This window comes from Vibrio sp. 05-20-BW147 (assembly GCF_013369385.1).
GTDB classification, from domain to species: Bacteria; Pseudomonadota; Gammaproteobacteria; order Enterobacterales; family Vibrionaceae; genus Vibrio; species Vibrio floridensis.
The window spans coordinates 13,017-31,802 of the sequence record NZ_SZTO01000008.1; the positions used below are offsets into that span (position 1 = coordinate 13,017).

Here is an 18,786-nt window from a genome sequence, read left to right on the forward strand (position 1 = left end):
GTGAAGTGAAGTGAAGTGAAGTGATCAACCGTGCAACGCGCGCACACCATCTTCAAGCAGCAGTAACTGCTCCATACCTTGCTCTGTGGCAATCGGCTTCACCACCGCAATCATTTGCAACATGCCTTGTTGCACCATCTGTTCTGTGATCGACACTTTCGGCGACATCGCCGACTGATACGCCAACCAACTGCAAGCAATCAGGTGTAAAGTTCGCACTAAGGATTTAAGTTCATCTTCATTTAACTTGAGCAGCTGAAGGGCAACAAACTCGCGCATGATCGCCACTAGGTTAGCTTGTAACTTATCTTGAACTTCAATGTATTGTTGATGTAACTCTTCATCACGAGAGAGGATTTCTGGCAAATTGGCGTAGAAAAAACGGTACTTCCACATCAAGGTAAAAATCGAATCAAGATAGCGCTTCAACAACACCAAACTTTCTTGGTTTTCTTGAACTGGAGTAAAGCGCTCAATCAGTTCTTGCGCATACAACGCAAAAATTTCGCGCACAATCTCTTGTTTGTTGCGAAAGTGGTAGTAAAGGTTACCTGGGCTAATATCAATATGATCAGCAATATGGTTAGTGGTGATGCTGCGCTCGCCATGCTGATTAAACAGCTCAAGGGCAGCATGCACGATCTTCTCACGTGTTTTCATTATTGTGGTGTAATCCCTTTCTTAGAAAGATAAAACTTGCTCTCTTGGCGCATCTATCTTTCCTTCCCAATCGGTGATCTTTCGTTTGGAAAGCGTATATTAGGAAAAGAAGAAAAACGACCTAGTTATTGGAGTATATCGATTTCACATTTCGAGATCGATAAACGCAATAGAGCTTATACGTTAGTAAGCCTAGTATAATCCCAGATAAGTTCGCTAACAGATCAAACCACGAGCTTTCCCTGCCGACGTAAGCTTGTGCCAACTCAATCGCTCCGCTGAAGAGCAAAATGGCTAAAGCAGCCACACCACGTTGCCACCAATGCCTTACACTGACAGCTGCGAGCAGCGAGAAACAGCTGTACGCCATAAAATGCTGCAGCTTATCTAAGTGCGGTATATCGCCCCAATTTTGTAATCCACTCGAAGAACGCAATGACAAAAATGCGATTAAGGCCGCATATATAAGCAACAAATACCGTTTTTTCATAGCGACTCTCACGCAATAGGAAAAGGAAAAGCAGTGATCTCATCGATGTGAGTACAGCCAAGCGCCAACATAATCAAGCGATCAACCCCTAATGCCACTCCCGCGCAAGCCGGTAAGCCCGATTCCAATGCCGCAATCAGATGATAATCAATCGGTTGTGGAGTAAGCTCCATTTCAACACGCTTCGCGTTGTCTTGCTCAAATCGTCTCAGCTGCTCTTGTGGGTTGTCGAGCTCGTGGAAACCATTGGCTAGCTCGAGGCCTTTAAAGTACACCTCAAAACGATCTGCAACACGAGGATCATTCGGGTTAATCTTCGCCAATGCCGCTTGAGAGGCAGGAAAATCGTAAACAAATGCTGGCACCTGCTGACCAATTTTTGCTTCCACACCGATGCTAAAGAGCAGTTGTAGCAAGGTATCGCGATCCTCTTCTGGTTCTGCGATATCACTCAAGCCTAACCTTGCTGCGACGATTTTCAGCTCCGCCATGGAGCCTTCTAGCGGACAAACACCCAGCACAGTGAGAAACGCTTGCTGATACGTCATGCGTTCAGCAGCGCCACACTTGAGTGTCAGTTGCAGTAAATCATCCATTTCATCCATCAGTTGGTGATGATCAAAGCCAACGCGATACCACTCCAGCATAGTGAATTCAGGATTGTGGTAACGGCCATTCTCTTCATTACGAAATGCCTTGGCCATTTGGTAGATACAGCCACTTCCAGCCGCCAATAAACGTTTCATATGGAATTCTGGACTGGTCATCAAGTGAAGGTGGCGACCTTGAGCATAGCCAGGCCCCACAAACTCGGTTTGGAACGTATGCAGATGGATATCGGTGACCGTGGCATGACTCATCGCTGGCGTATCCACTTCCAACACGTTTCTCTGCGCGAAAAATTGTCGGATCTGCGCAATCAAAGCCGCACGCTGGCGTAGTTGCTCAATCGATGCGGTCGGTTTCCAATCGGCTTGCATTTTTGTGTCTCTTCTCAATAACTCTGCGGTGGAACTTACCACCTTCTTCAACCTTTGCAAGTAACTTATGACGTCAGATTAAGCACAAAAAAGACGTCTCACAACATAAAAAAGACAACATATTTGTTGCGATTATTGATGATAAAAATCATCGGCAACATCCAATTAACACCTTGCCGCTCAAGCAGTTGAATCCTCAAGACGTGCTGCCGTGACAGTTATCACATAACCTATAAATTCTATGCTCATATTTGCATTTCCGGAGCAAAAACCTAAATACATCAATTTTTCTATCACAAAGCTCTTCTACACTATCCCTACTACTTTTGGGGAGTATGCGCTTGCCTACGCCCCTATCCCACAATAACAAGCGGATTTCCGCACTCACACACTGGAGGATAACTGTGCAAACTATCATCACAGATATCGCAGTCATCGGCGCAGGCGGCGCTGGTCTTCGTACTGCTATTGCAGCGGCTGAAGCAAACCCGGATCTGGAAGTAGCCTTAATTTCTAAGGTTTACCCAATGCGTTCCCATACGGTCGCAGCAGAGGGTGGCTCAGCAGCAGTTATCAAGGATGAGGATAGCCTAGACAATCACTTCAACGATACCGTTGGTGGTGGTGACTGGCTTTGTGAACAGGATGTTGTTGAATACTTTGTTGAAAACGCGACGCGCGAAATGATCCAAATGGAGCAATGGGGTTGCCCATGGAGCCGTAAGGAGAATGGCGAAGTCAACGTTCGTCGCTTTGGCGGTATGAAAGTTGAGCGTACGTGGTTTGCGGCAGACAAAACTGGCTTCCACATGCTACACACCCTATTCCAAACTTCGATGAAGTACTCAAACATCAAACGCTTTGATGAGTACTTTGTGGTGGATCTGCTTGTTGATGAAGGTGAAGTTCAAGGCCTGATCGCCATCCATATGGCAGAAGGTGAGTTGGTCACCATCAAAGCAAAATCCGTGGTGCTTGCCACAGGTGGTGCTGGTCGTGTTTACCACTGCAACACCAACGGCGGTATCGTAACGGGCGATGGTATGGCCATGGCTTACCGTCACGGCGTTCCTCTACGTGATATGGAGTTCGTGCAATACCACCCAACGGGCCTACCAGGCACTGGTATCCTGATGACCGAAGGTTGTCGTGGTGAAGGTGGTATCATTGTTAACAAAAACGGCTATCGTTACCTGCAAGATTACGGCATGGGCCCAGAAACACCGGTTGGCCAGCCGAAGAACAAATACATGGAACTTGGTCCACGTGACAAAGTTTCTCAAGCATTCTGGCATGAGCAGCAGAAAGGCAACACCATCAAGCACCCACTCGGTGACGTGGTACACCTAGACTTGCGCCACCTAGGCGAAGAGTATCTGCAAGAGCGTCTACCGTTCATTTGTGAACTCGCCAAAGCGTATGTCAACGTTGACCCAGCAAAAGAGCCGATTCCAATTCGTCCAACCGTTCACTACACCATGGGTGGTATTGAAACGGACAAACAGTGTGAAACACGCATTAAAGGCCTGTTCGCGGTGGGTGAATGTGCTTCTGTTGGCCTGCACGGTGCAAACCGCCTTGGTTCGAACTCACTAGCAGAATTTGTGGTGTTTGGCCGCGTTGCGGGTGAGCAAGCGGTGAAACGCGCGGCCGAATTCAAAGGCTGGAACGAAGCGTCTATCGCTGCACAAGTGAAAGCGGTTGAAGAGCGTATCGCAGCGCTAATGAACCAAGAAGGCGATGAAAACTGGGCAGATATCCGCACGGAAATGGGTCACACCATGGAAGCGGGCTGTGGTATCTACCGCCAAGAAGATTTGATGCAAGCCACGATCGATAAGATCACAGAGCTTAAAGCGCGTTACAAGCGCATCAGCATCAAAGATAAAGGCAAAGTGTTCAACACCGACCTTCTCTACGCAATCGAAGTGGGTTACGGCCTAGAAGTGGCGGAAGCAATGGTTCACTCCGCGATTCTACGTAAAGAATCTCGTGGTGCTCACCAACGTCTTGACGACGGCTGTACCGACCGTGATGACGTGAACTTCCTCAAGCACTCTTTGGCTTTCTTCCAAGAAGATCAAGCACCAAACATCAGTTACAGCGACGTGACCATCACTAAGTCTCAGCCTAAAGCACGTTTGTATGGTGAAGCAGCAGAGAAAGCTGCCGCTGAAGAAGCCGCTAAGGCCGCAGAGAAAAACGCAGAGGAGCAAGCATAATGTCGGCAAACCGCATTCAAAAAGTAGACATTCTGCGTTACGACCCAGCAACAGACGCAGAACCTCGTTTTCAGGCTTTCGAAGTCCCGTTTGATGAAACCATGTCGGTACTTGATGCTCTGGGCTACGTCAAAGATCATCTCGACAAAAACCTCTCTTACCGTTGGTCTTGTCGTATGGCGATTTGTGGCTCGTGCGGCATCATGGTCAACGGCGTGCCAAAACTGGCGTGTAAGAGCTTCCTGCGCGACTACCCAGACGGCGTGAAAATCGAGCCATTAGCAAACTTCCCAATCGAGAAAGATTTGATTGTCGATATGACGCCGTTCATCGAGCGCCTAGAAGCAATCAAACCTTACATCATTGGCAACGACCGCAAACCAGAAGATGGTACTAACCTACAAACCCCTGAACAGCTGGCAAAATACAAGCAGTTCGCGGGTTGTATTAACTGTGGTCTTTGCTACGCAGCGTGTCCACAGTTCGGTTTGAACCCAGAGTTCATTGGTCCAGCAGCACTGACTTTGGCACACCGCTACAACCTAGATAGCCGTGACAATGGTAAAGCAGAGCGTATGAAGCTTATCAATGGTGAAAACGGTGCGTGGGGCTGTACGTTTGTTGGCTACTGTTCTGAAGTTTGTCCGAAAAATGTCGATCCTGCTGCCGCGGTTAACCAAGGCAAAGTCGAGTCATCAATGGACTTCGTCATTGCAATGCTGAAACCTGATGGTTCACCAAAAAAAGTGGAGGCATAAGAATGAGCAATCGTAAACCTTACGTTCGTGAAGTAAAACGCACTTGGTGGAAAGATCACCCATTCTACCGCTTCTACATGCTACGTGAAGCCACTGTGCTGCCATTGATTCTCTTCACCTTGTTCCTGACTGTCGGTTTGGGTTCTCTGGTGAAAGGGCCAGAAGCTTGGCAAACGTGGTTGAACTTTATGGCGAACCCAGTGGTGATCGCGATTAACATCGTCGCCTTACTCGGCAGCCTACTGCATGCTCACACCTTCTTCAGTATGATGCCTCAGGTCATGCCAATTCGTTTGAAGGGCAAACCTGTTGATAAGAAAATCATCGTGCTCGCTCAGTGGGCGGCGGTGGCATTTATCTCACTGATTGTACTTATCGTGGTGTAAGGAGCTTTAACGATGAAACCGAATTACAACGTAGATAGAGCGCCAAAACGTTCTGATGAGCCAGTTTGGTGGAGCTTGTTTGGTGCAGGTGGTACTTGGTTTGCCATGATCACACCAGTTACTGTTTTGGTGCTGGGTATTCTCGTGCCAATGGGCGTGATCAATGCAGAAGCACTGAGTTACGACCGAGTGGTGAGCTTTGCCACCAGCATCATCGGCGCATTGTTTATCATCGCGACACTGGCCTTACCAATGTGGCATGCGATGCACCGTGTTCACCACGGCATGCATGATCTCAAATTCCACACTGGCGTGGTCGGCAAAATTGCCTGTTACGCGATTGCTGGATTGATTTCAGCATTGGCGGTGGTGTTCATTTTCATGCTGTAAGCATGGCGCACTGAAAAAGAAAAAGCTGGCTTGTCGCCAGCTTTTTTTAATGAGTCGCAGCCTTTGATGAGCTACTCGTTATTTTATTGTGCGTTCGGGCACTCAAATGGACCAACGTACTTCCATTTTTTCCAGCCCGATTTGTACGCTTCTTTCGCTGGGTTGGTGTTTTTCGACCAGCTAGACGATTGGTAAACATGCCCCATATAAACCACTTGGCTACCTGAATGGTACTGCTCTACCGAACTCCAACGTGAAGGCCCCTTGGGATAGATGCCTTCTAATTCCCACTCTTCTGCCTTGCCCGGTTCGCCGTTGGTCCAACTTCTTGCTTTGTACAGTTGGCCGTTGTGCGCCACTAACGCGCCACTGCGATAGCTGCCTTTTTTCCATGCTTTGTAGTTTGCTAACTCTTCTTCTGTGCGCAAACCATCACACTTCAATGGACTAACCGATTCAAAATATACCCACCCCATTTCACTACAAGCCCAAAGCTTGCCTGAGCGCACATCGAAGGTGGTCGCTCCAAGATCTTCGCTAAACTGGCATAAACCGCTATCGGGTTGATTGTAACTTACTGAAAATGCATCAGCAGTATTGGATTGAGCTTGTACTGAAAGGCTGAGTGAACTCGCAATAATGGCGAGTAGAGAGAGTGGTTTCATCGTCATAACGTCATCCGTCTTATAAATGCGACATTGGTTCCATAAAGGTGGTGAATACTAGCAAAGGAGGTGTATCACTTTTAAGACTAAATGGCGTAATCCATCCCTCATTGTTAGCAAATGTAAAAAGACGGCATATGCTGTTGATCTCCCAACAAAAAAGACAATAGGCAAATCCTCCTAACAACAGTCGAACAACAAACGATAATCGACAATAAAAAAAGGCCGCCAAGGCGACCTTTTTTAGAAACTATCGGGCTAATATTACTTCACGCGACCCACATATTCTGCGCTGCGAGTGTCCACTTTGATCACTTCACCGATTTGGATAAACAGCGGAACACGAACAACAGCACCTGTTGATAGTGTTGCAGGCTTACCACCTGTACCCTGAGTATCACCCTTTAGACCTGGATCAGTTTCAATCACTTCTAACTCAACGAAGTTTGGTGGAGTCACTGCAATCGGGTTGCCGTTCCACAGCGTCAACATACAGGTGTTGTTTTCAACTAACCACTTCACGTTGTCACCGATCGCTTTTGCATCTGCCGCGATCTGTTCAAATGTTTGGTTGTTCATAAAGTGGTAGAATTCGCCGTCTGAATATAGATAATCTAGGTCGATATCCATTACGTCTGCCACTTCACAAGTGTCACCAGACTTGAATGTTTTCTCTAGCACTTTACCAGAAAGAAGTTTACGAATTTTAACGCGGTTAAACGCTTGGCCTTTACCTGGTTTTACGTACTCATTTTCCAAGATAACGCAAGGCTCGCTATCAATCATGAGTTTTAGGCCGCCTTTAAATTCATTCGTGCTAACTGTAGCCATTTTGTCCTCTTACATTCTTAGAGCTAAAAATTAATGCCGCACATAATAACCCGAAAAGTCGAATCTGTTGAGCAAAACTGGCTCAAACAGTTAGCGAATGGGATCTCAGATCCTGCAACATTGCTCAAAATGTTGGAAATTGATCCAACGCCGTGGCAAGACGGGTTCTCGGCACGCAAGTTATTCGCACAGCGCGTGCCGCAAAGTTTTGTTGAAAGAATGGAAAAAGGCAATCCTAACGATCCGCTTTTGCGCCAAGTCCTCCCTCTCAGTGAAGAGCACCAAATCCAGCCAGGCTATTCAATCGATCCATTGGAAGAACAAGACAATGCCATTCCTGGCTTACTGCATAAATATCAAAATCGAGCACTGCTGATTGTCAAAGGTGGATGTGCGATTAACTGTCGTTACTGCTTCCGCCGTCATTTTCCTTATCAAGACAATAAAGGCAGTAAAAAGGTTTGGCAGCAAAGCCTTGACTACATCGCACAGAATAAAGCCCTCAATGAAGTGATCTTTTCCGGAGGAGATCCTCTCATGGCTAAGGATGATGAGTTGCAGTGGCTGATTGAACGTATTGCTGACATCCCCCACATCAAGCGGCTACGCATTCACTCGCGTTTACCTGTGGTGATACCCGCACGCATCACAACGGAACTGTACCAGCTGCTAGAGCAAACGCGTTTGCAAGTCATTTTGGTCACGCACATTAATCATGCCAATGAGATCAACGCCGAATTCACCACACAACTCAGCCAACTAAAACAAGTGGGTGTGACACTATTAAACCAAAGTGTACTGTTGAAAGGGGTAAACGATAACGTGGAAGCACAAGTGAATCTTAGCGAAGCACTGTTTGATGCTGGCATTTTGCCCTATTACTTACACGTATTGGATAAGGTTCAAGGCGCGGCACATTTTTATGTTTCCGACCAAGAGGCCAAAGCGATTATGCGTGGTTTGATAACACGTGTATCTGGTTACCTTGTCCCAACGCTCACTCGAGAAATCGGTGGTCGCCCTAGTAAAACACCATTGGATCTTTATCTCGAATAGCTTCGTTTGCTCATCGCGTTTTGTCTGTACTTATTTTTAGGAAGCCTATATGTCATTTACCTTAGATTCACTACTCAACATTGAACCATTTAGTTGGGTCGCCTTATTGTGCTGCGCAATCAATGGACTACTCATCGGTGCCGAGCGACAAACTCGTGGCAAACCAGTGGGTATTCGCACTTCTATCTTGATCATTTCTGGCACCTACTTTTTTATGTCAATGGCGGTCTACCTATCGCCGAATACCCTTGACCAAGCCCGTGTGCTTGGGCAAATCATTACCGGCGTGGGCTTTTTAGGCGCGGGGGTGATGATGACCCAAGATGGAAAAATTCACGGAGTGACTTCCGCTGCGGTCATTTGGGTGTTGGCGTCGATGGGGATGATGATTGGTCTGGGGCTTGAACAACAGTCAGTGATCATGACTATACTGGCCTTGATCGTGTTGCTTGGCGTCGACAAAGCCGAAAACCGCATTCAAGCGCTACGCCGAGGCGTTCACCAAAAAATTCAACAGCGCCGTAGCTCACGTCTGATTAAATAAACCAGTATATGGCTATCTTTGCTCACTGCTAAAAACAAAAAACCCAGACCATTATTGGCTGGGTTTTTTTATGCTATCGAGAACTTAACTCTCGATTGCGCTTACTTCGCAAAGTTAATGATTGGGAAGCAAGGGAAGAAACCGTTGTCCGCACAGTTGAGTAGGCCAATTTGCACGCCTTCAATTTTTGCGGTTTTGTTGAACACACCCACCTGAACAGTTGAAGTATCAGAGAAGTTTGCCGCACCAAGATCAACCAATGTGTTGCCTTCTGAGTAGTTCACAAAACTCAGGTTTGCGCCTTTTACATCGTTGGTTAAGTTCACTGCACCCAAGTTAACACCAGTTGTTTTACCCGTGTTCCAGTTAAAGAAACCCAGTGACGCACCAGTCATTTCTTGGTTTACTTTCGATGCACCAAAGATGCCTAGATTCACACCTGTTGTTGTGTTGGTTTCAGAAAGACCAATCACCGCTAGATCAACACCTTTCAAGTTATCTACTTTACCGTAGAGCGCGGCCACACGAACACCCGCCACGGCGCTGTCATCCGGTGCATTAAAGTTATTGATCGATGAAAACATAACAGGGGTTGCTGCCATTGCCGCTGTTGAAGTTAATGCGGTTACCACTGCTGCTGCTAAGATTTTTTTCATTGGTTGAGTCTCCACTGACTATTGATTGCTAAGTACCGAAGGCAAGCTGCCAAGTCCAGCACCCATCGACTTATTATGTATACTGTTCAATTCCAGAAAGTCATTGTTTTGTTAAATGTTTGAACTTTTCCCACAAACTCATTAAAAAAACAAATGAAATATTTTATTTTTCAAATGCTTATAATTTAACCAATCATAAGAAACAATGTCATATAACCGAAATTGCATATCATTCTATAATAAGTTTTATTCTTAATCTTGAGTAAAGCACACATTCCCGATGAAAAAAAAGCTGAGGATCGCTCCTCAGCTTTTTCGAATGTTAACAGCGGGTAGGCTGATTACATCATACCCATGCCGCCCATACCGCCCATGCCACCCATATCTGGCATAGCAGCATCTTTCTGTGGTCGATCCGTCACCATCGCTTCGGTGGTGATCATTAGGCCAGCAACTGATGCCGCAAACTGCAGCGCAGAGCGCGTTACTTTTGTTGGGTCTAGGATACCCATCTCTAGCATATCACCGTATACACCCGTTGCTGCGTTGTAGCCGTATGAACCTTCACCAGCGCGAACATTGTTCGCAACCACGGATTCTTCATCGCCCGCATTCTTGGTAATTTGACGAAGCGGCGCTTCCATAGCACGCAGTGCCACACGAATGCCGACGTTTTGCTCTTCGTTGTCGCCTTGTAGGTCAACAATCTTAGAAGCCGCACGAATGAGGGCAACACCACCACCGGCTACGATACCTTCTTCAACCGCTGCGCGAGTTGCGTGTAGTGCATCTTCTACGCGGTCTTTCTTCTCTTTCATCTCAACTTCAGTCGCAGCGCCAACTTTGATAACGGCAACGCCGCCAGCCAGTTTAGCCACACGCTCTTGCAGTTTCTCTTTGTCGTAATCTGACGTTGCATCTTCGATTTGCTGACGAATTTGAGCAACACGGCCTTGAATCATCGCTTCTTCACCCACGCCATCAATGATGGTGGTATTTTCTTTGGTGATAGAAACACGCTTCGCTTGACCTAGATCTTCTAGAGTCGCTTTTTCAAGCTCAAGACCCACTTCTTCAGAAATCACGCTACCTCCAGTTAGGACTGCAATGTCCTGTAGCATGGCTTTACGACGATCACCAAAGCCAGGCGCTTTCACCGCCGCCACTTTCACGATGCCGCGCATGTTGTTCACAACCAGTGTAGCGAGCGCTTCACCTTCCACATCTTCTGCGATGATCAGCAGTGGACGAGAGGCTTTTGCTACCGCTTCAAGTGCTGGTAGAAGTTCGCGAATGTTCGAGATCTTCTTATCAACCAATAGGATGAATGGGCTCTCTAGTTCAACGCTGCCAGACTCTTGATTGTTGATGAAGTATGGTGATAGGTAACCACGGTCAAACTGCATACCTTCAACAACGTCTAGCTCATCGTGCAGTGCTTGACCTTCTTCTACCGTGATAACACCGTCACGGCCCACTTTTTCCATCGCTTCCGCAATGATCTTACCCACGCTTGAATCCGAGTTCGCAGAGATGGTGCCTACTTGCTCGATTTCAGTGCTGGTTGAGCAATCTTTTGACATCGCTTTCAGTTCTTCAACCGCAGCCGCCACTGCTTTGTCGATACCGCGTTTTAGATCCATTGGGTTCATGCCCGCAGCAACCGCTTTAAGACCTTCATTCACGATAGCTTGCGCGAGTACCGTCGCCGTTGTCGTACCGTCACCCGCGACGTCGTTTGCTTGTGAAGCCACTTGCTTCACCATTTGAGCGCCCATGTTTTGGAACTTGTCTTCAAGTTCAATTTCACGCGCGACCGATACACCATCTTTTGTAATCGTTGGTGCACCGAAAGATTTGTCGAGTACCACGTTACGGCCTTTAGGGCCCAGTGTTACTTTTACTGCGTCAGCTAGGATGTTGACACCTTCTAGCATTTTTACGCGAGCGTCATTACCAAATTTAACGTCTTTAGCAGCCATCTTTGATTTCCTTTCTAAATTCTGTTTTGGATTTCGTTTTGAATCAGAGCAAAAAATTACTCAACGATTGCTATTAGTCGACAATAGCCATAATGTCGTTTTCAGACATGATAAGAACTTCTTTACCGTCGATCTTTTCAGTCTTAGTGCCGTAGCTCTCTGCAAAGATAACAGTATCACCAACTTTAACGTCCAGCGGCTGAACAGTGCCGTTTTCTAGAATGCGGCCTTTACCTACAGCTAGAACAACACCGCGAGTTGATTTTTCCGCGGCAGAACCAGTTAAAACGATGCCACCAGCAGATTTAGATTCAACTTCTTGGCGCTCTACGATAACTCGATCATGTAATGGACGAATGTTCATCGGTCGTCTCTCCTGAAAAATTCCATGTTTATTTGATAATTACCCTGAAGCAGGGCTTCTAGGCCTAGTGCTAACTATATAGGGGGTGATCATGACGATCCCAAGGGGGCGTGAGGATTTTTTTGTGACTAAGTTAAAAGTTCCGAGGCTTTGGCAAAGGATTGCTTAAAAACAGCTCGCTCGCCCCTCGCACACATTTCTTGTATCCTAGCGCTTTTGCACCTTCTGGTGATGCCTTCTGGTGATGATTGATGCTTGATAAACATGGCTTGCTGAGCGCGCCCATCGCGGAAACGCTACGAAAGATGACCGTCCCCATGATATTTGGCATGGTGGCAATCCTGATGTTTAACTTGGTCGACACCTTTTTCATCTCACTGCTTGGCACCGAAGCACTGGCGGCGATCAGTTACACCTTTCCCGTCACCTTCGCCGTTAACTGCATCACGATGGGCATTGGCGTCGGACTGTCGACCAGCATCGGTCGTCTATTAGGTCAAGGAGAAGCGCATCAAGCCGCACGTTTTACTACCCATGGCTTGCTATTGGCGGTTGTGCTGGTTGCGCTCGCTTCCACGCTCGGCTTCTTTACCGTCACCCCTTTATTTACCTTGCTTGGTGCAAAAGAAGAACTGATTCCCCTCATCGGCCAATACATGCATGTCTGGTACCTCACCATCCCATTACTGGTGATTCCGATGGCGGGAAACAGTGCCATTCGTGCCACCGGAGATACTAAGACCCCAGCCAAAATCATGATGCTCGCAGGGCTTATCAATGGCGTGCTCGACCCGCTGCTGATTTTTGGTATCGGCCCATTTCCTGAGCTCGGTATTCAAGGCGCAGCGATTGCGAGTGCGTTGAGTTGGCTCGGTGCGCTGATTGGATCTTTCTACGTTTTGATTCAGCGTGAGCGGCTGCTCGGCCTGCCACAATGGCAACGCTTAAAAGAGGATTGGCAGCAGATTCTCAAGGTCGGCACTCCGGCTGCGCTGTCCAACGCAATGAACCCTCTCTCTGGCGCCATTTTAATGATGATGCTGTCCAGCCACGGCACCGCTGCTGTTGCCGCTTATGGGGCGGCACAACGCATTGAATCGATTTTGATTTTGGTCCTCATGGCACTCACCTCTGCTCTGACGCCTTTTATGGCGCAGAACTTTGGCGCGAAAAACCCACAACGAGCGTTCCAAGGATTGTTCGTCAGCATGCGCTTTTCGGTGCTGTTTCAAGGTTTGGTGTTTTTGATGATGGTGCCACTCAGTATTCCGCTCGCCGCTCTATTCTCACAAGAGCAAGCGGTAAGAGATTTGCTTTGGCATTACCTGCTGGTGGTACCGATCAGCTACGGTTTTTTAGGCATTGTGATGATGCTGGTCAGCGGTTTAAATGCCATGCACCAACCACTCAACGCCTTTCGCTGGAGCGTAATTCGGCTATTCGTGTTTACCCTGCCAGCGGCATACCTAGGCAGTTGGCTCTACGACATTGAAGGGCTGTTTATTGGCATTGCGGTGGGCAACATTTTGGTGGGGTTATGCAGCTACCTTTACGCCCTCAAACAGCGCAAACAGCAATTGACCACATTAGTGCCTTAGGTTTGGCGTCTGATAGAAGCCACCGATATGAAAAAGGCTGCGATAACGCAGCCTTTGCTCAGATAGTCAGTTTATTCTGCTTAGAATAGCTCTTCTGCTACTTTGAACAGATCATTGCGAACTGGACGCTTCATGTTCTCGATTGCATCGATGATGTCGTGGTGAACAAGTTGCTCTTTCACGATACCAACACAACGACCACCATGGCCTTCCATCAATAGGTGAACGGCGTAGTTACCCATACGAGACGCAAGAACACGGTCGAACGCCGTTGGACGGCCACCACGTTGGATGTGACCAAGAACAGTGGCACGAGTTTCACGCCCCGTTCCCGCTTCGATCTCTTTTGCCAGTTCGTTCGCGTCCATCATCAGTTCAGTCAGCGCGATGATCGCGTGCTTTTTGCCTTTCGCAATACCATCTTTGATGTTGTTAATCAGCTTCTCTTTGTCTAAACCGGTTTCCGGAGTGATGATGTATTCACAACCACCAGCGATCGCAGACATCAGAGTGAGGTCACCACAGTGACGACCCATGATTTCTACGATAGAAATACGCTGGTGAGAAGAGGAAGTATCGCGTAGACGGTCGATCGATTCTATAACCGTGTTCAGCGCGGTTAGGTAACCGATGGTGTAATCCGTGCCTGCGATATCGTTGTCGATGGTGCCTGGCAGACCGATACATGGGTAACCCATTTCCGTCAGTTTTTTCGCACCCATGTACGAACCGTCACCACCGATAACCACAAGCGCATCAATACCGTGTGCTTTCAGGTTTTCAATCGCTTTTTCACGTACCGCAACTTCTTTAAATTCTGGGAAGCGAGCTGAACCCAAGAACGTACCACCACGGTTGATCACATCAGAAACGCTTGAACGATCAAGTGGCTTGATGCGGCCTTCGTATAAACCCAAGTAACCATCATAGATACCGTACACTTCAAGACCCGCACCCAATGCAGTACGCACTACACCACGGATTGCTGCGTTCATACCAGGGGCGTCACCACCACTTGTCAAAACACCGATCTTCTTAATCATGCTCACCCTCGAACTCTAGAAATCAATATTTAATAATCTTTAGGATAGCTGTTATTCAGCTACCAATATAATCCGAAAAACTGTGCGTAATGTTACATTTCCTCTACAGGAATACCAATTAAAACCCACAATTTTATGTAACTTTTCTACTTATGTAGGAGTATTACAGTTTTGTACTTACTCTTTGTTGATTCACATCAGGATCACGAATCTTAATAGAGGCTGTTGGAAAGATAGTCAACAACCGCTTATTTGTCCTGAAGACAAACGCATTTTTTCGAGCGCTACCACTGTTGTTCTATATGCTCTTTCTCGCTGATCACAACAACAGAATAAGGGTCTTGATGGATCAAAATATCAGCCTCAGGGAAGCACGCCAGTAATCTTTCTTCTACTTCGTCGGCAATTTGATGCGCTTTGATCAAAGGCAAATTGTCATCCAATTCAAGATGAAGCTGAATAAAACGCGTCGGCCCCGACATTCTGGTGCGCAATTGATGCACCCCCAGAACATTCTCCACTGCCAAACATTCGCAGCGAATTTGTTCTAGCTCTTCATCGGGCAATTTGCGGTCAAGCAAGGTTTGAATCGCTTCCGTCACCATTTTAAATGCGCTGTATAAAATAAACAGCCCGATCCCCACGGCAAACACCGCATCCGCTTGGCCAATCCCGTAATAACTGAGCCCCAACGCCACCATAATGGCGGCGTTCATGAACAGGTCACTTTGATAATGCAGAGAGTCCGCCGCAATGGCTTGGCTACCGGTCTTTCTTACTACGTGCTTTTGGAATGTCACCAAGGCGAATGTCACCACCATGGCAAACAAACTGACATAAACGCCATATTCTGGAGAGTTCAGCTCATGAGGACGGAAGAAACGATCAATACCGTTGAGGATCAAAAACACCGCAGAGCCTGAGATAAACATCGCTTGAGCCAACGCTGCGAGCGATTCCGCTTTGCCATGGCCAAAGGTGTGTTCCTCATCGGCAGGTTGCAGCGCATAACGCACCACAATTAAGTTGACGACAGACGCCGCAATATCGAGGAATGAATCGATCAGCGAGGCAAGTAAGCTCACAGAGCCGGTCACCCACCAAGCCATGACTTTAACAAGAAGAAGTAAGGTGGCGACTGCGGTTGCCGTCCAAGCAGCCATCGTCACTAAACGTGCATATTGGTGTTTCATAATCATTCGATGAAAAAAGCCTTGCTCGCAGTATAACGCGCTCAAGCAGGAATGAGTACGATACATTTAAGGCGATCCGAAGATCGCCTTTTTGCTCAAGTCAGTGAATACCGCTCAGATCAGTTTTTCGCGTGCTTTTCCATGCGTTTTTGCATTTTGTCGCCACACTCCTGCATGCGCTCGTTTTGCAGTTCAACGAACTTTGCTTTTTGCTCTGGAGTCAAAATGCTCAACATTTGATGTTGTTTTTCCAACATTTTCACACGGCGCTCTGCTTGTTTCTCCGCCATCTGTTTCGCCAGCTCATTGGCGGTCGCTTGGTCGAAATTGTCCGCCAATAACAGGGCCTGTACTTTAGCGTGCTGTGCTTGACGTTCGGCCTGGTTTGCTGCGAAGTTGCCTTGATGCATCTCTTTCATTTGTGCACGGTTGCTGCCACGCATCGCATCCAACTGCTCTTTCTGTGCATCGGTCAGGTCAAGTTGACGCATCATGCCGCGCTCCATCCCCATGCCACATTCGCCATCAGGCCCTTTGTGATGACCTTTACCGCTGCCAAAAGCAAAAGCGCTGGCAGTACCTAGTGTTAGTGGAAGGACAACAGCAGCGAGTACCATTTTTTTTGCAAGTTTCATAATCAATTCCTTACTCATGTCGGTGGTTCATTTGAGCTGTTCTCACAGCGCTTGAGTGTAGAATACAAACTGCAAGGTAAAGTGACGTATAGAGAGCGTAAAGTATCGTAAAGAGCGACTTTGCTCCTCTTCCCTGCGGTCATTTCACAGTAATATTAAAGAGAACTGTTAAAGAGAACTGATTGAGAGAAAGGCCCTACTATGGCAAACATCCTGTTGATTGATGACGATACCGAACTGACGAGCTTGCTGACAGAAGTCTTAAGCTACGAAGGCTTTCATGTCACCGAGGCAAACGACGGTGAGCAGGGTTTGCAAGCCTTATCGGCAGAGATTGATTTGATCTTACTCGATGTCATGATGCCCAAACTCAACGGCATCGATACGTTGAAGAAGTTACGTGAACAATGGGACACGCCAGTATTAATGCTGACAGCCAAAGGGGAAGAGATCGATCGTGTCATCGGTCTGGAGCTGGGAGCAGATGACTATCTACCCAAACCTTTCAGTGATCGTGAACTGCTGGCACGTATCAAAGCGATTTTGCGCCGCACCAGTGCGACAAAAGCCCCGAAAAGCAGCGATTGTATTGAGTATCAAGATATCAAAATTTATCCGGGCCGATTGGAGGCTTATTGTGCGGGTACTCAGCTTGACCTCACTGCCACCGAGTTCGCCTTACTGAGCCACTTTATGCAAAACCCAGGCAACACCATCACAAAAGAGACGCTCAGCTTGGATGTGCTCGGTAAACGCCTAGCGGCTTTTGACCGAGCCATTGATATGCATGTCTCGAACTTGCGGAAAAAACTCCCTGAACGTGCGGACGGCAAATCTCGAATTAAAACCTTACGTGGCCGTGGCTACTTAATGATTGTGGAGTAACGGATGCGCTTGCCGAAAATCACCAGTTTGTATGGGCGAATTTTTGCGATCTTCTGGTTTACCATGTTTTTGGTGCTGATGGCCGTTTTGGCATTGCCCCATCTTGATCCTCGTAAGGCACGCAATATTCCGGCCGATCAATACGATCGCTTTATTGAAGCCAAGCAAGAGATTGAGAAGCAATATCGTGGCGAAACTGATCTTGCCCGCATTCTCTTTCGCATGGAGCGTCCAGGCGATCGCCACGGGCGAGATGGACGGCCGCGCTTTTTCATCACCGATTACGATGGCAATGTCCTCACCACCTTAGAACACGGAGATTTTCAGCTCAAAGCGCTGAAAAACTTCGTCACCTCGATTGAACAACCCGATCAACCGAAACAAAAGCTTTATGGCCGCTTTATGCTCTCAGGGCCACTGCCGGTGACGCTAGCGAACAAAGAGTACTTACTTTACGTTGGGATGCGCTGGAACCAACCACCGCCTTTTTTACTACGTATGTTTGATCATCCATTTCAGCTACTACTGGCTGTGATGCTGGTCAGCACCCCTTTACTGCTGTGGCTTGCGTGGGCACTCAGCCAACCCGCACGACGCTTAGAAAAAGCGGCGCAACGTGTCGCCAAAGGGGAATTTGTCACGGATCCCTCTTTAGAAAAAGGCACCTCGGAGTTTCGCCAAGCCGGCGCCAGCTTCAACCGCATGGTCGAAGCGGTCAATCAAATGATTTCAGGTCAGCAACGGCTGCTGTCGGATATTTCCCATGAATTGCGCTCGCCACTGACTCGCTTGAGAATGGCCAATGCGCTTGCGACACGTAAACAGGGCGAAAGTAATGAGCTGCAACGAATTGATACTGAAGCGCAACGTTTGGAACAGATGATCAGTGAACTGCTGGAGCTGTCTCGCATGCAGATGAACAGCCATTTGGATCGTGAAGAGCAGCCCGTCGCCAGCCTGTGGGAAGAGATCATTCAGGATGCGCAATTTGAAGCGGAACAAATGGGCAAAGTATTGCAATACACCCCATTACCCGAGCGACATATTTCCGGTAATCCCAAGCTGTTAATGAGCGCGATCGAAAACATCATTCGCAATGCCATCTACTACGGCAAAGACCAAGTGATCATCGCCATTCAAGCCATCGACGACACACTACATATCGTGGTGGATGATAATGGTGAAGGGGTACCTGAAGAGGAACTCGAAGCCATTTTCCGTCCGTTTTATCGAGTCTCTACCGCTCGGGATCGTCATTCTGGAGGAACCGGGCTCGGCTTAAGCATTACCGAAAGCGCGATTCGTCAGCACAGCGGCACCATAAACGCTGAGCGCAGCGATCTTGGCGGTTTGCGAGTCACCATTACTCTCCCACTGGTGAAAAGGCGTTAATACCCTTACAAAGATCGCAGTTGATAATGGTTATCATTAAGATTATGGTAAATCCT

General features: G+C 47.6%; 20 protein-coding genes. 9 read left to right on the forward strand and 11 right to left on the reverse strand.

The genetic code is table 11. The annotated features are described in order from the left end of the window. Positions 1 to 24: 24 nt before the first annotated feature. The 3 genes from FC652_RS08790 to epmA form a co-directional block, all read right to left on the reverse strand. Positions 25 to 660 carry a TetR/AcrR family transcriptional regulator gene (locus FC652_RS08790; RefSeq protein WP_176298282.1) on the reverse strand — a complete coding sequence of 212 codons (636 nt, stop codon included), beginning with the start codon at positions 658 to 660 and terminating at the stop codon, positions 25 to 27. A 121-nt stretch (positions 661 to 781) separates the two neighbouring features. Then, positions 782 to 1,150 (reverse strand): VanZ family protein, encoded by a 369-nt coding sequence (locus FC652_RS08795; protein WP_176298283.1) that lies wholly within the window; start codon positions 1,148 to 1,150, stop codon positions 782 to 784. Between the two features lie 8 nt (positions 1,151 to 1,158). Next, a complete protein-coding gene (gene epmA, locus FC652_RS08800) occupies positions 1,159 to 2,130 on the reverse strand; it encodes an elongation factor P--(R)-beta-lysine ligase (RefSeq protein ID WP_176298284.1) in 972 nt (323 codons plus the stop codon). Positions 2,131 to 2,534: 404 nt separating this feature from the next. Here epmA and frdA point away from each other — a divergent pair, with 404 nt between their 5' ends. Genes frdA through frdD form a run of 4 tightly spaced genes read left to right on the forward strand, consistent with a single transcriptional unit; the run spans position 2,535 to position 5,886 of the window. Continuing rightward, positions 2,535 to 4,352, forward strand: a complete 1,818-nt coding sequence (gene frdA, locus FC652_RS08805; protein ID WP_011151343.1) for a fumarate reductase (quinol) flavoprotein subunit — start codon at positions 2,535 to 2,537, stop codon at positions 4,350 to 4,352. Beyond that, entirely contained in the window at positions 4,352 to 5,110 is a 759-nt protein-coding gene (locus tag FC652_RS08810) for a succinate dehydrogenase/fumarate reductase iron-sulfur subunit (protein WP_011079253.1), read from the forward strand. The genes frdA and FC652_RS08810 overlap by 1 nt, the downstream gene beginning before the upstream one ends. A gap of 2 nt (positions 5,111 to 5,112) precedes the next feature. Then, a complete protein-coding gene (gene frdC / locus FC652_RS08815) occupies positions 5,113 to 5,496 on the forward strand; it encodes a fumarate reductase subunit FrdC (protein WP_011079252.1) in 384 nt (127 codons plus the stop codon). A gap of 12 nt (positions 5,497 to 5,508) precedes the next feature. Further along, positions 5,509 to 5,886: a fumarate reductase subunit FrdD gene (gene frdD, locus FC652_RS08820; RefSeq protein ID WP_011151344.1), complete on the forward strand. Its 378-nt coding sequence runs from the start codon at positions 5,509 to 5,511 to the stop codon at positions 5,884 to 5,886. An 83-nt stretch (positions 5,887 to 5,969) separates the two neighbouring features. Here the strand turns inward: frdD and FC652_RS08825 are convergent, their stop codons facing one another. Both FC652_RS08825 and efp read right to left on the reverse strand, forming a co-directional pair. Beyond that, entirely contained in the window at positions 5,970 to 6,557 is a 588-nt protein-coding gene (locus FC652_RS08825; protein ID WP_176298285.1) for a hypothetical protein, read from the reverse strand. A gap of 258 nt (positions 6,558 to 6,815) precedes the next feature. Continuing rightward, positions 6,816 to 7,382, reverse strand: a complete 567-nt coding sequence (efp, locus tag FC652_RS08830) for an elongation factor P (RefSeq protein WP_176298286.1) — start codon at positions 7,380 to 7,382, stop codon at positions 6,816 to 6,818. A gap of 33 nt (positions 7,383 to 7,415) precedes the next feature. Between efp and epmB the strand changes: the two genes are divergently transcribed. Together epmB and FC652_RS08840 are read left to right on the forward strand one after the other, a co-directional pair. Next, positions 7,416 to 8,438, forward strand: coding sequence for an EF-P beta-lysylation protein EpmB (epmB, locus tag FC652_RS08835; protein WP_176298287.1), 1,023 nt, complete (start codon positions 7,416 to 7,418; stop codon positions 8,436 to 8,438). 49 nt (positions 8,439 to 8,487) lie between these two features. Then, positions 8,488 to 8,982, forward strand: a complete 495-nt coding sequence (locus FC652_RS08840) for an MgtC/SapB family protein (protein WP_176298288.1) — start codon at positions 8,488 to 8,490, stop codon at positions 8,980 to 8,982. A gap of 101 nt (positions 8,983 to 9,083) precedes the next feature. On the opposite strand, the gene FC652_RS08845 is transcribed toward FC652_RS08840, so the two are convergent. The 3 genes from FC652_RS08845 to FC652_RS08855 form a co-directional block, all read right to left on the reverse strand. Next, positions 9,084 to 9,638 carry a phaC PHA synthase gene (locus tag FC652_RS08845; RefSeq protein ID WP_176298289.1) on the reverse strand — a complete coding sequence of 185 codons (555 nt, stop codon included), beginning with the start codon at positions 9,636 to 9,638 and terminating at the stop codon, positions 9,084 to 9,086. A 341-nt stretch (positions 9,639 to 9,979) separates the two neighbouring features. Next, the gene (gene groL / locus FC652_RS08850; protein WP_176298290.1) at positions 9,980 to 11,620 is read right to left on the reverse strand and encodes a chaperonin GroEL; all 1,641 of its coding nucleotides are present in this window, start codon (positions 11,618 to 11,620) and stop codon (positions 9,980 to 9,982) included. Between the two features lie 73 nt (positions 11,621 to 11,693). Next, a complete protein-coding gene (locus tag FC652_RS08855) occupies positions 11,694 to 11,984 on the reverse strand; it encodes a co-chaperone GroES (RefSeq protein ID WP_011079244.1) in 291 nt (96 codons plus the stop codon). 251 nt (positions 11,985 to 12,235) lie between these two features. Between FC652_RS08855 and FC652_RS08860 the strand changes: the two genes are divergently transcribed. After that, positions 12,236 to 13,582 carry an MATE family efflux transporter gene (locus FC652_RS08860; protein ID WP_176298291.1) on the forward strand — a complete coding sequence of 449 codons (1,347 nt, stop codon included), beginning with the start codon at positions 12,236 to 12,238 and terminating at the stop codon, positions 13,580 to 13,582. A gap of 80 nt (positions 13,583 to 13,662) precedes the next feature. On the opposite strand, the gene pfkA is transcribed toward FC652_RS08860, so the two are convergent. From pfkA to FC652_RS08875, 3 genes are all read right to left on the reverse strand, one after another. Further along, positions 13,663 to 14,625: a 6-phosphofructokinase gene (pfkA, locus tag FC652_RS08865; RefSeq protein WP_176298292.1), complete on the reverse strand. Its 963-nt coding sequence runs from the start codon at positions 14,623 to 14,625 to the stop codon at positions 13,663 to 13,665. A 284-nt stretch (positions 14,626 to 14,909) separates the two neighbouring features. Beyond that, a complete protein-coding gene (fieF, locus tag FC652_RS08870; protein ID WP_176298293.1) occupies positions 14,910 to 15,818 on the reverse strand; it encodes a CDF family cation-efflux transporter FieF in 909 nt (302 codons plus the stop codon). A 119-nt stretch (positions 15,819 to 15,937) separates the two neighbouring features. After that, positions 15,938 to 16,453 carry a CpxP family protein gene (locus FC652_RS08875; RefSeq protein WP_176298294.1) on the reverse strand — a complete coding sequence of 172 codons (516 nt, stop codon included), beginning with the start codon at positions 16,451 to 16,453 and terminating at the stop codon, positions 15,938 to 15,940. 201 nt (positions 16,454 to 16,654) lie between these two features. Between FC652_RS08875 and FC652_RS08880 the strand changes: the two genes are divergently transcribed. Both FC652_RS08880 and cpxA read left to right on the forward strand, forming a co-directional pair. Next, a complete protein-coding gene (locus FC652_RS08880) occupies positions 16,655 to 17,338 on the forward strand; it encodes a response regulator (RefSeq protein ID WP_176298295.1) in 684 nt (227 codons plus the stop codon). 3 nt (positions 17,339 to 17,341) lie between these two features. After that, positions 17,342 to 18,730 carry an envelope stress sensor histidine kinase CpxA gene (gene cpxA, locus FC652_RS08885; protein ID WP_176298296.1) on the forward strand — a complete coding sequence of 463 codons (1,389 nt, stop codon included), beginning with the start codon at positions 17,342 to 17,344 and terminating at the stop codon, positions 18,728 to 18,730. Positions 18,731 to 18,786 lie beyond the last annotated feature (56 nt).

Bases quoted from the DNA above. Each gene is read 5' to 3' on its own strand.
- FC652_RS08790 (WP_176298282.1), bottom strand. From the start codon at position 660: ATGAAAACACGTGAGAAGATCGTGCATGCTGCCCTTGAGCTGTTTAAT.
- frdD (WP_011151344.1), top strand. From the start codon at position 5,509: ATGAAACCGAATTACAACGTAGATAGAGCGCCAAAACGTTCTGATGAG.
- epmB (WP_176298287.1), top strand. From the start codon at position 7,416: ATGCCGCACATAATAACCCGAAAAGTCGAATCTGTTGAGCAAAACTGG.
- groL (WP_176298290.1), bottom strand. From the start codon at position 11,620: ATGGCTGCTAAAGACGTTAAATTTGGTAATGACGCTCGCGTAAAAATG.
- efp (WP_176298286.1), bottom strand. From the start codon at position 7,382: ATGGCTACAGTTAGCACGAATGAATTTAAAGGCGGCCTAAAACTCATG.
- FC652_RS08875 (WP_176298294.1), bottom strand. From the start codon at position 16,453: ATGAAACTTGCAAAAAAAATGGTACTCGCTGCTGTTGTCCTTCCACTA.
- FC652_RS08845 (WP_176298289.1), bottom strand. From the start codon at position 9,638: ATGAAAAAAATCTTAGCAGCAGCAGTGGTAACCGCATTAACTTCAACA.
- FC652_RS08810 (WP_011079253.1), top strand. From the start codon at position 4,352: ATGTCGGCAAACCGCATTCAAAAAGTAGACATTCTGCGTTACGACCCA.
- cpxA (WP_176298296.1), top strand. From the start codon at position 17,342: ATGCGCTTGCCGAAAATCACCAGTTTGTATGGGCGAATTTTTGCGATC.
- epmA (WP_176298284.1), bottom strand. From the start codon at position 2,130: ATGCAAGCCGATTGGAAACCGACCGCATCGATTGAGCAACTACGCCAG.
- FC652_RS08825 (WP_176298285.1), bottom strand. From the start codon at position 6,557: ATGACGATGAAACCACTCTCTCTACTCGCCATTATTGCGAGTTCACTC.
- FC652_RS08855 (WP_011079244.1), bottom strand. From the start codon at position 11,984: ATGAACATTCGTCCATTACATGATCGAGTTATCGTAGAGCGCCAAGAA.
- FC652_RS08840 (WP_176298288.1), top strand. From the start codon at position 8,488: ATGTCATTTACCTTAGATTCACTACTCAACATTGAACCATTTAGTTGG.
- pfkA (WP_176298292.1), bottom strand. From the start codon at position 14,625: ATGATTAAGAAGATCGGTGTTTTGACAAGTGGTGGTGACGCCCCTGGT.
- FC652_RS08795 (WP_176298283.1), bottom strand. From the start codon at position 1,150: ATGAAAAAACGGTATTTGTTGCTTATATATGCGGCCTTAATCGCATTT.
- FC652_RS08860 (WP_176298291.1), top strand. From the start codon at position 12,236: ATGCTTGATAAACATGGCTTGCTGAGCGCGCCCATCGCGGAAACGCTA.
- FC652_RS08880 (WP_176298295.1), top strand. From the start codon at position 16,655: ATGGCAAACATCCTGTTGATTGATGACGATACCGAACTGACGAGCTTG.
- frdC (WP_011079252.1), top strand. From the start codon at position 5,113: ATGAGCAATCGTAAACCTTACGTTCGTGAAGTAAAACGCACTTGGTGG.
- fieF (WP_176298293.1), bottom strand. From the start codon at position 15,818: ATGAAACACCAATATGCACGTTTAGTGACGATGGCTGCTTGGACGGCA.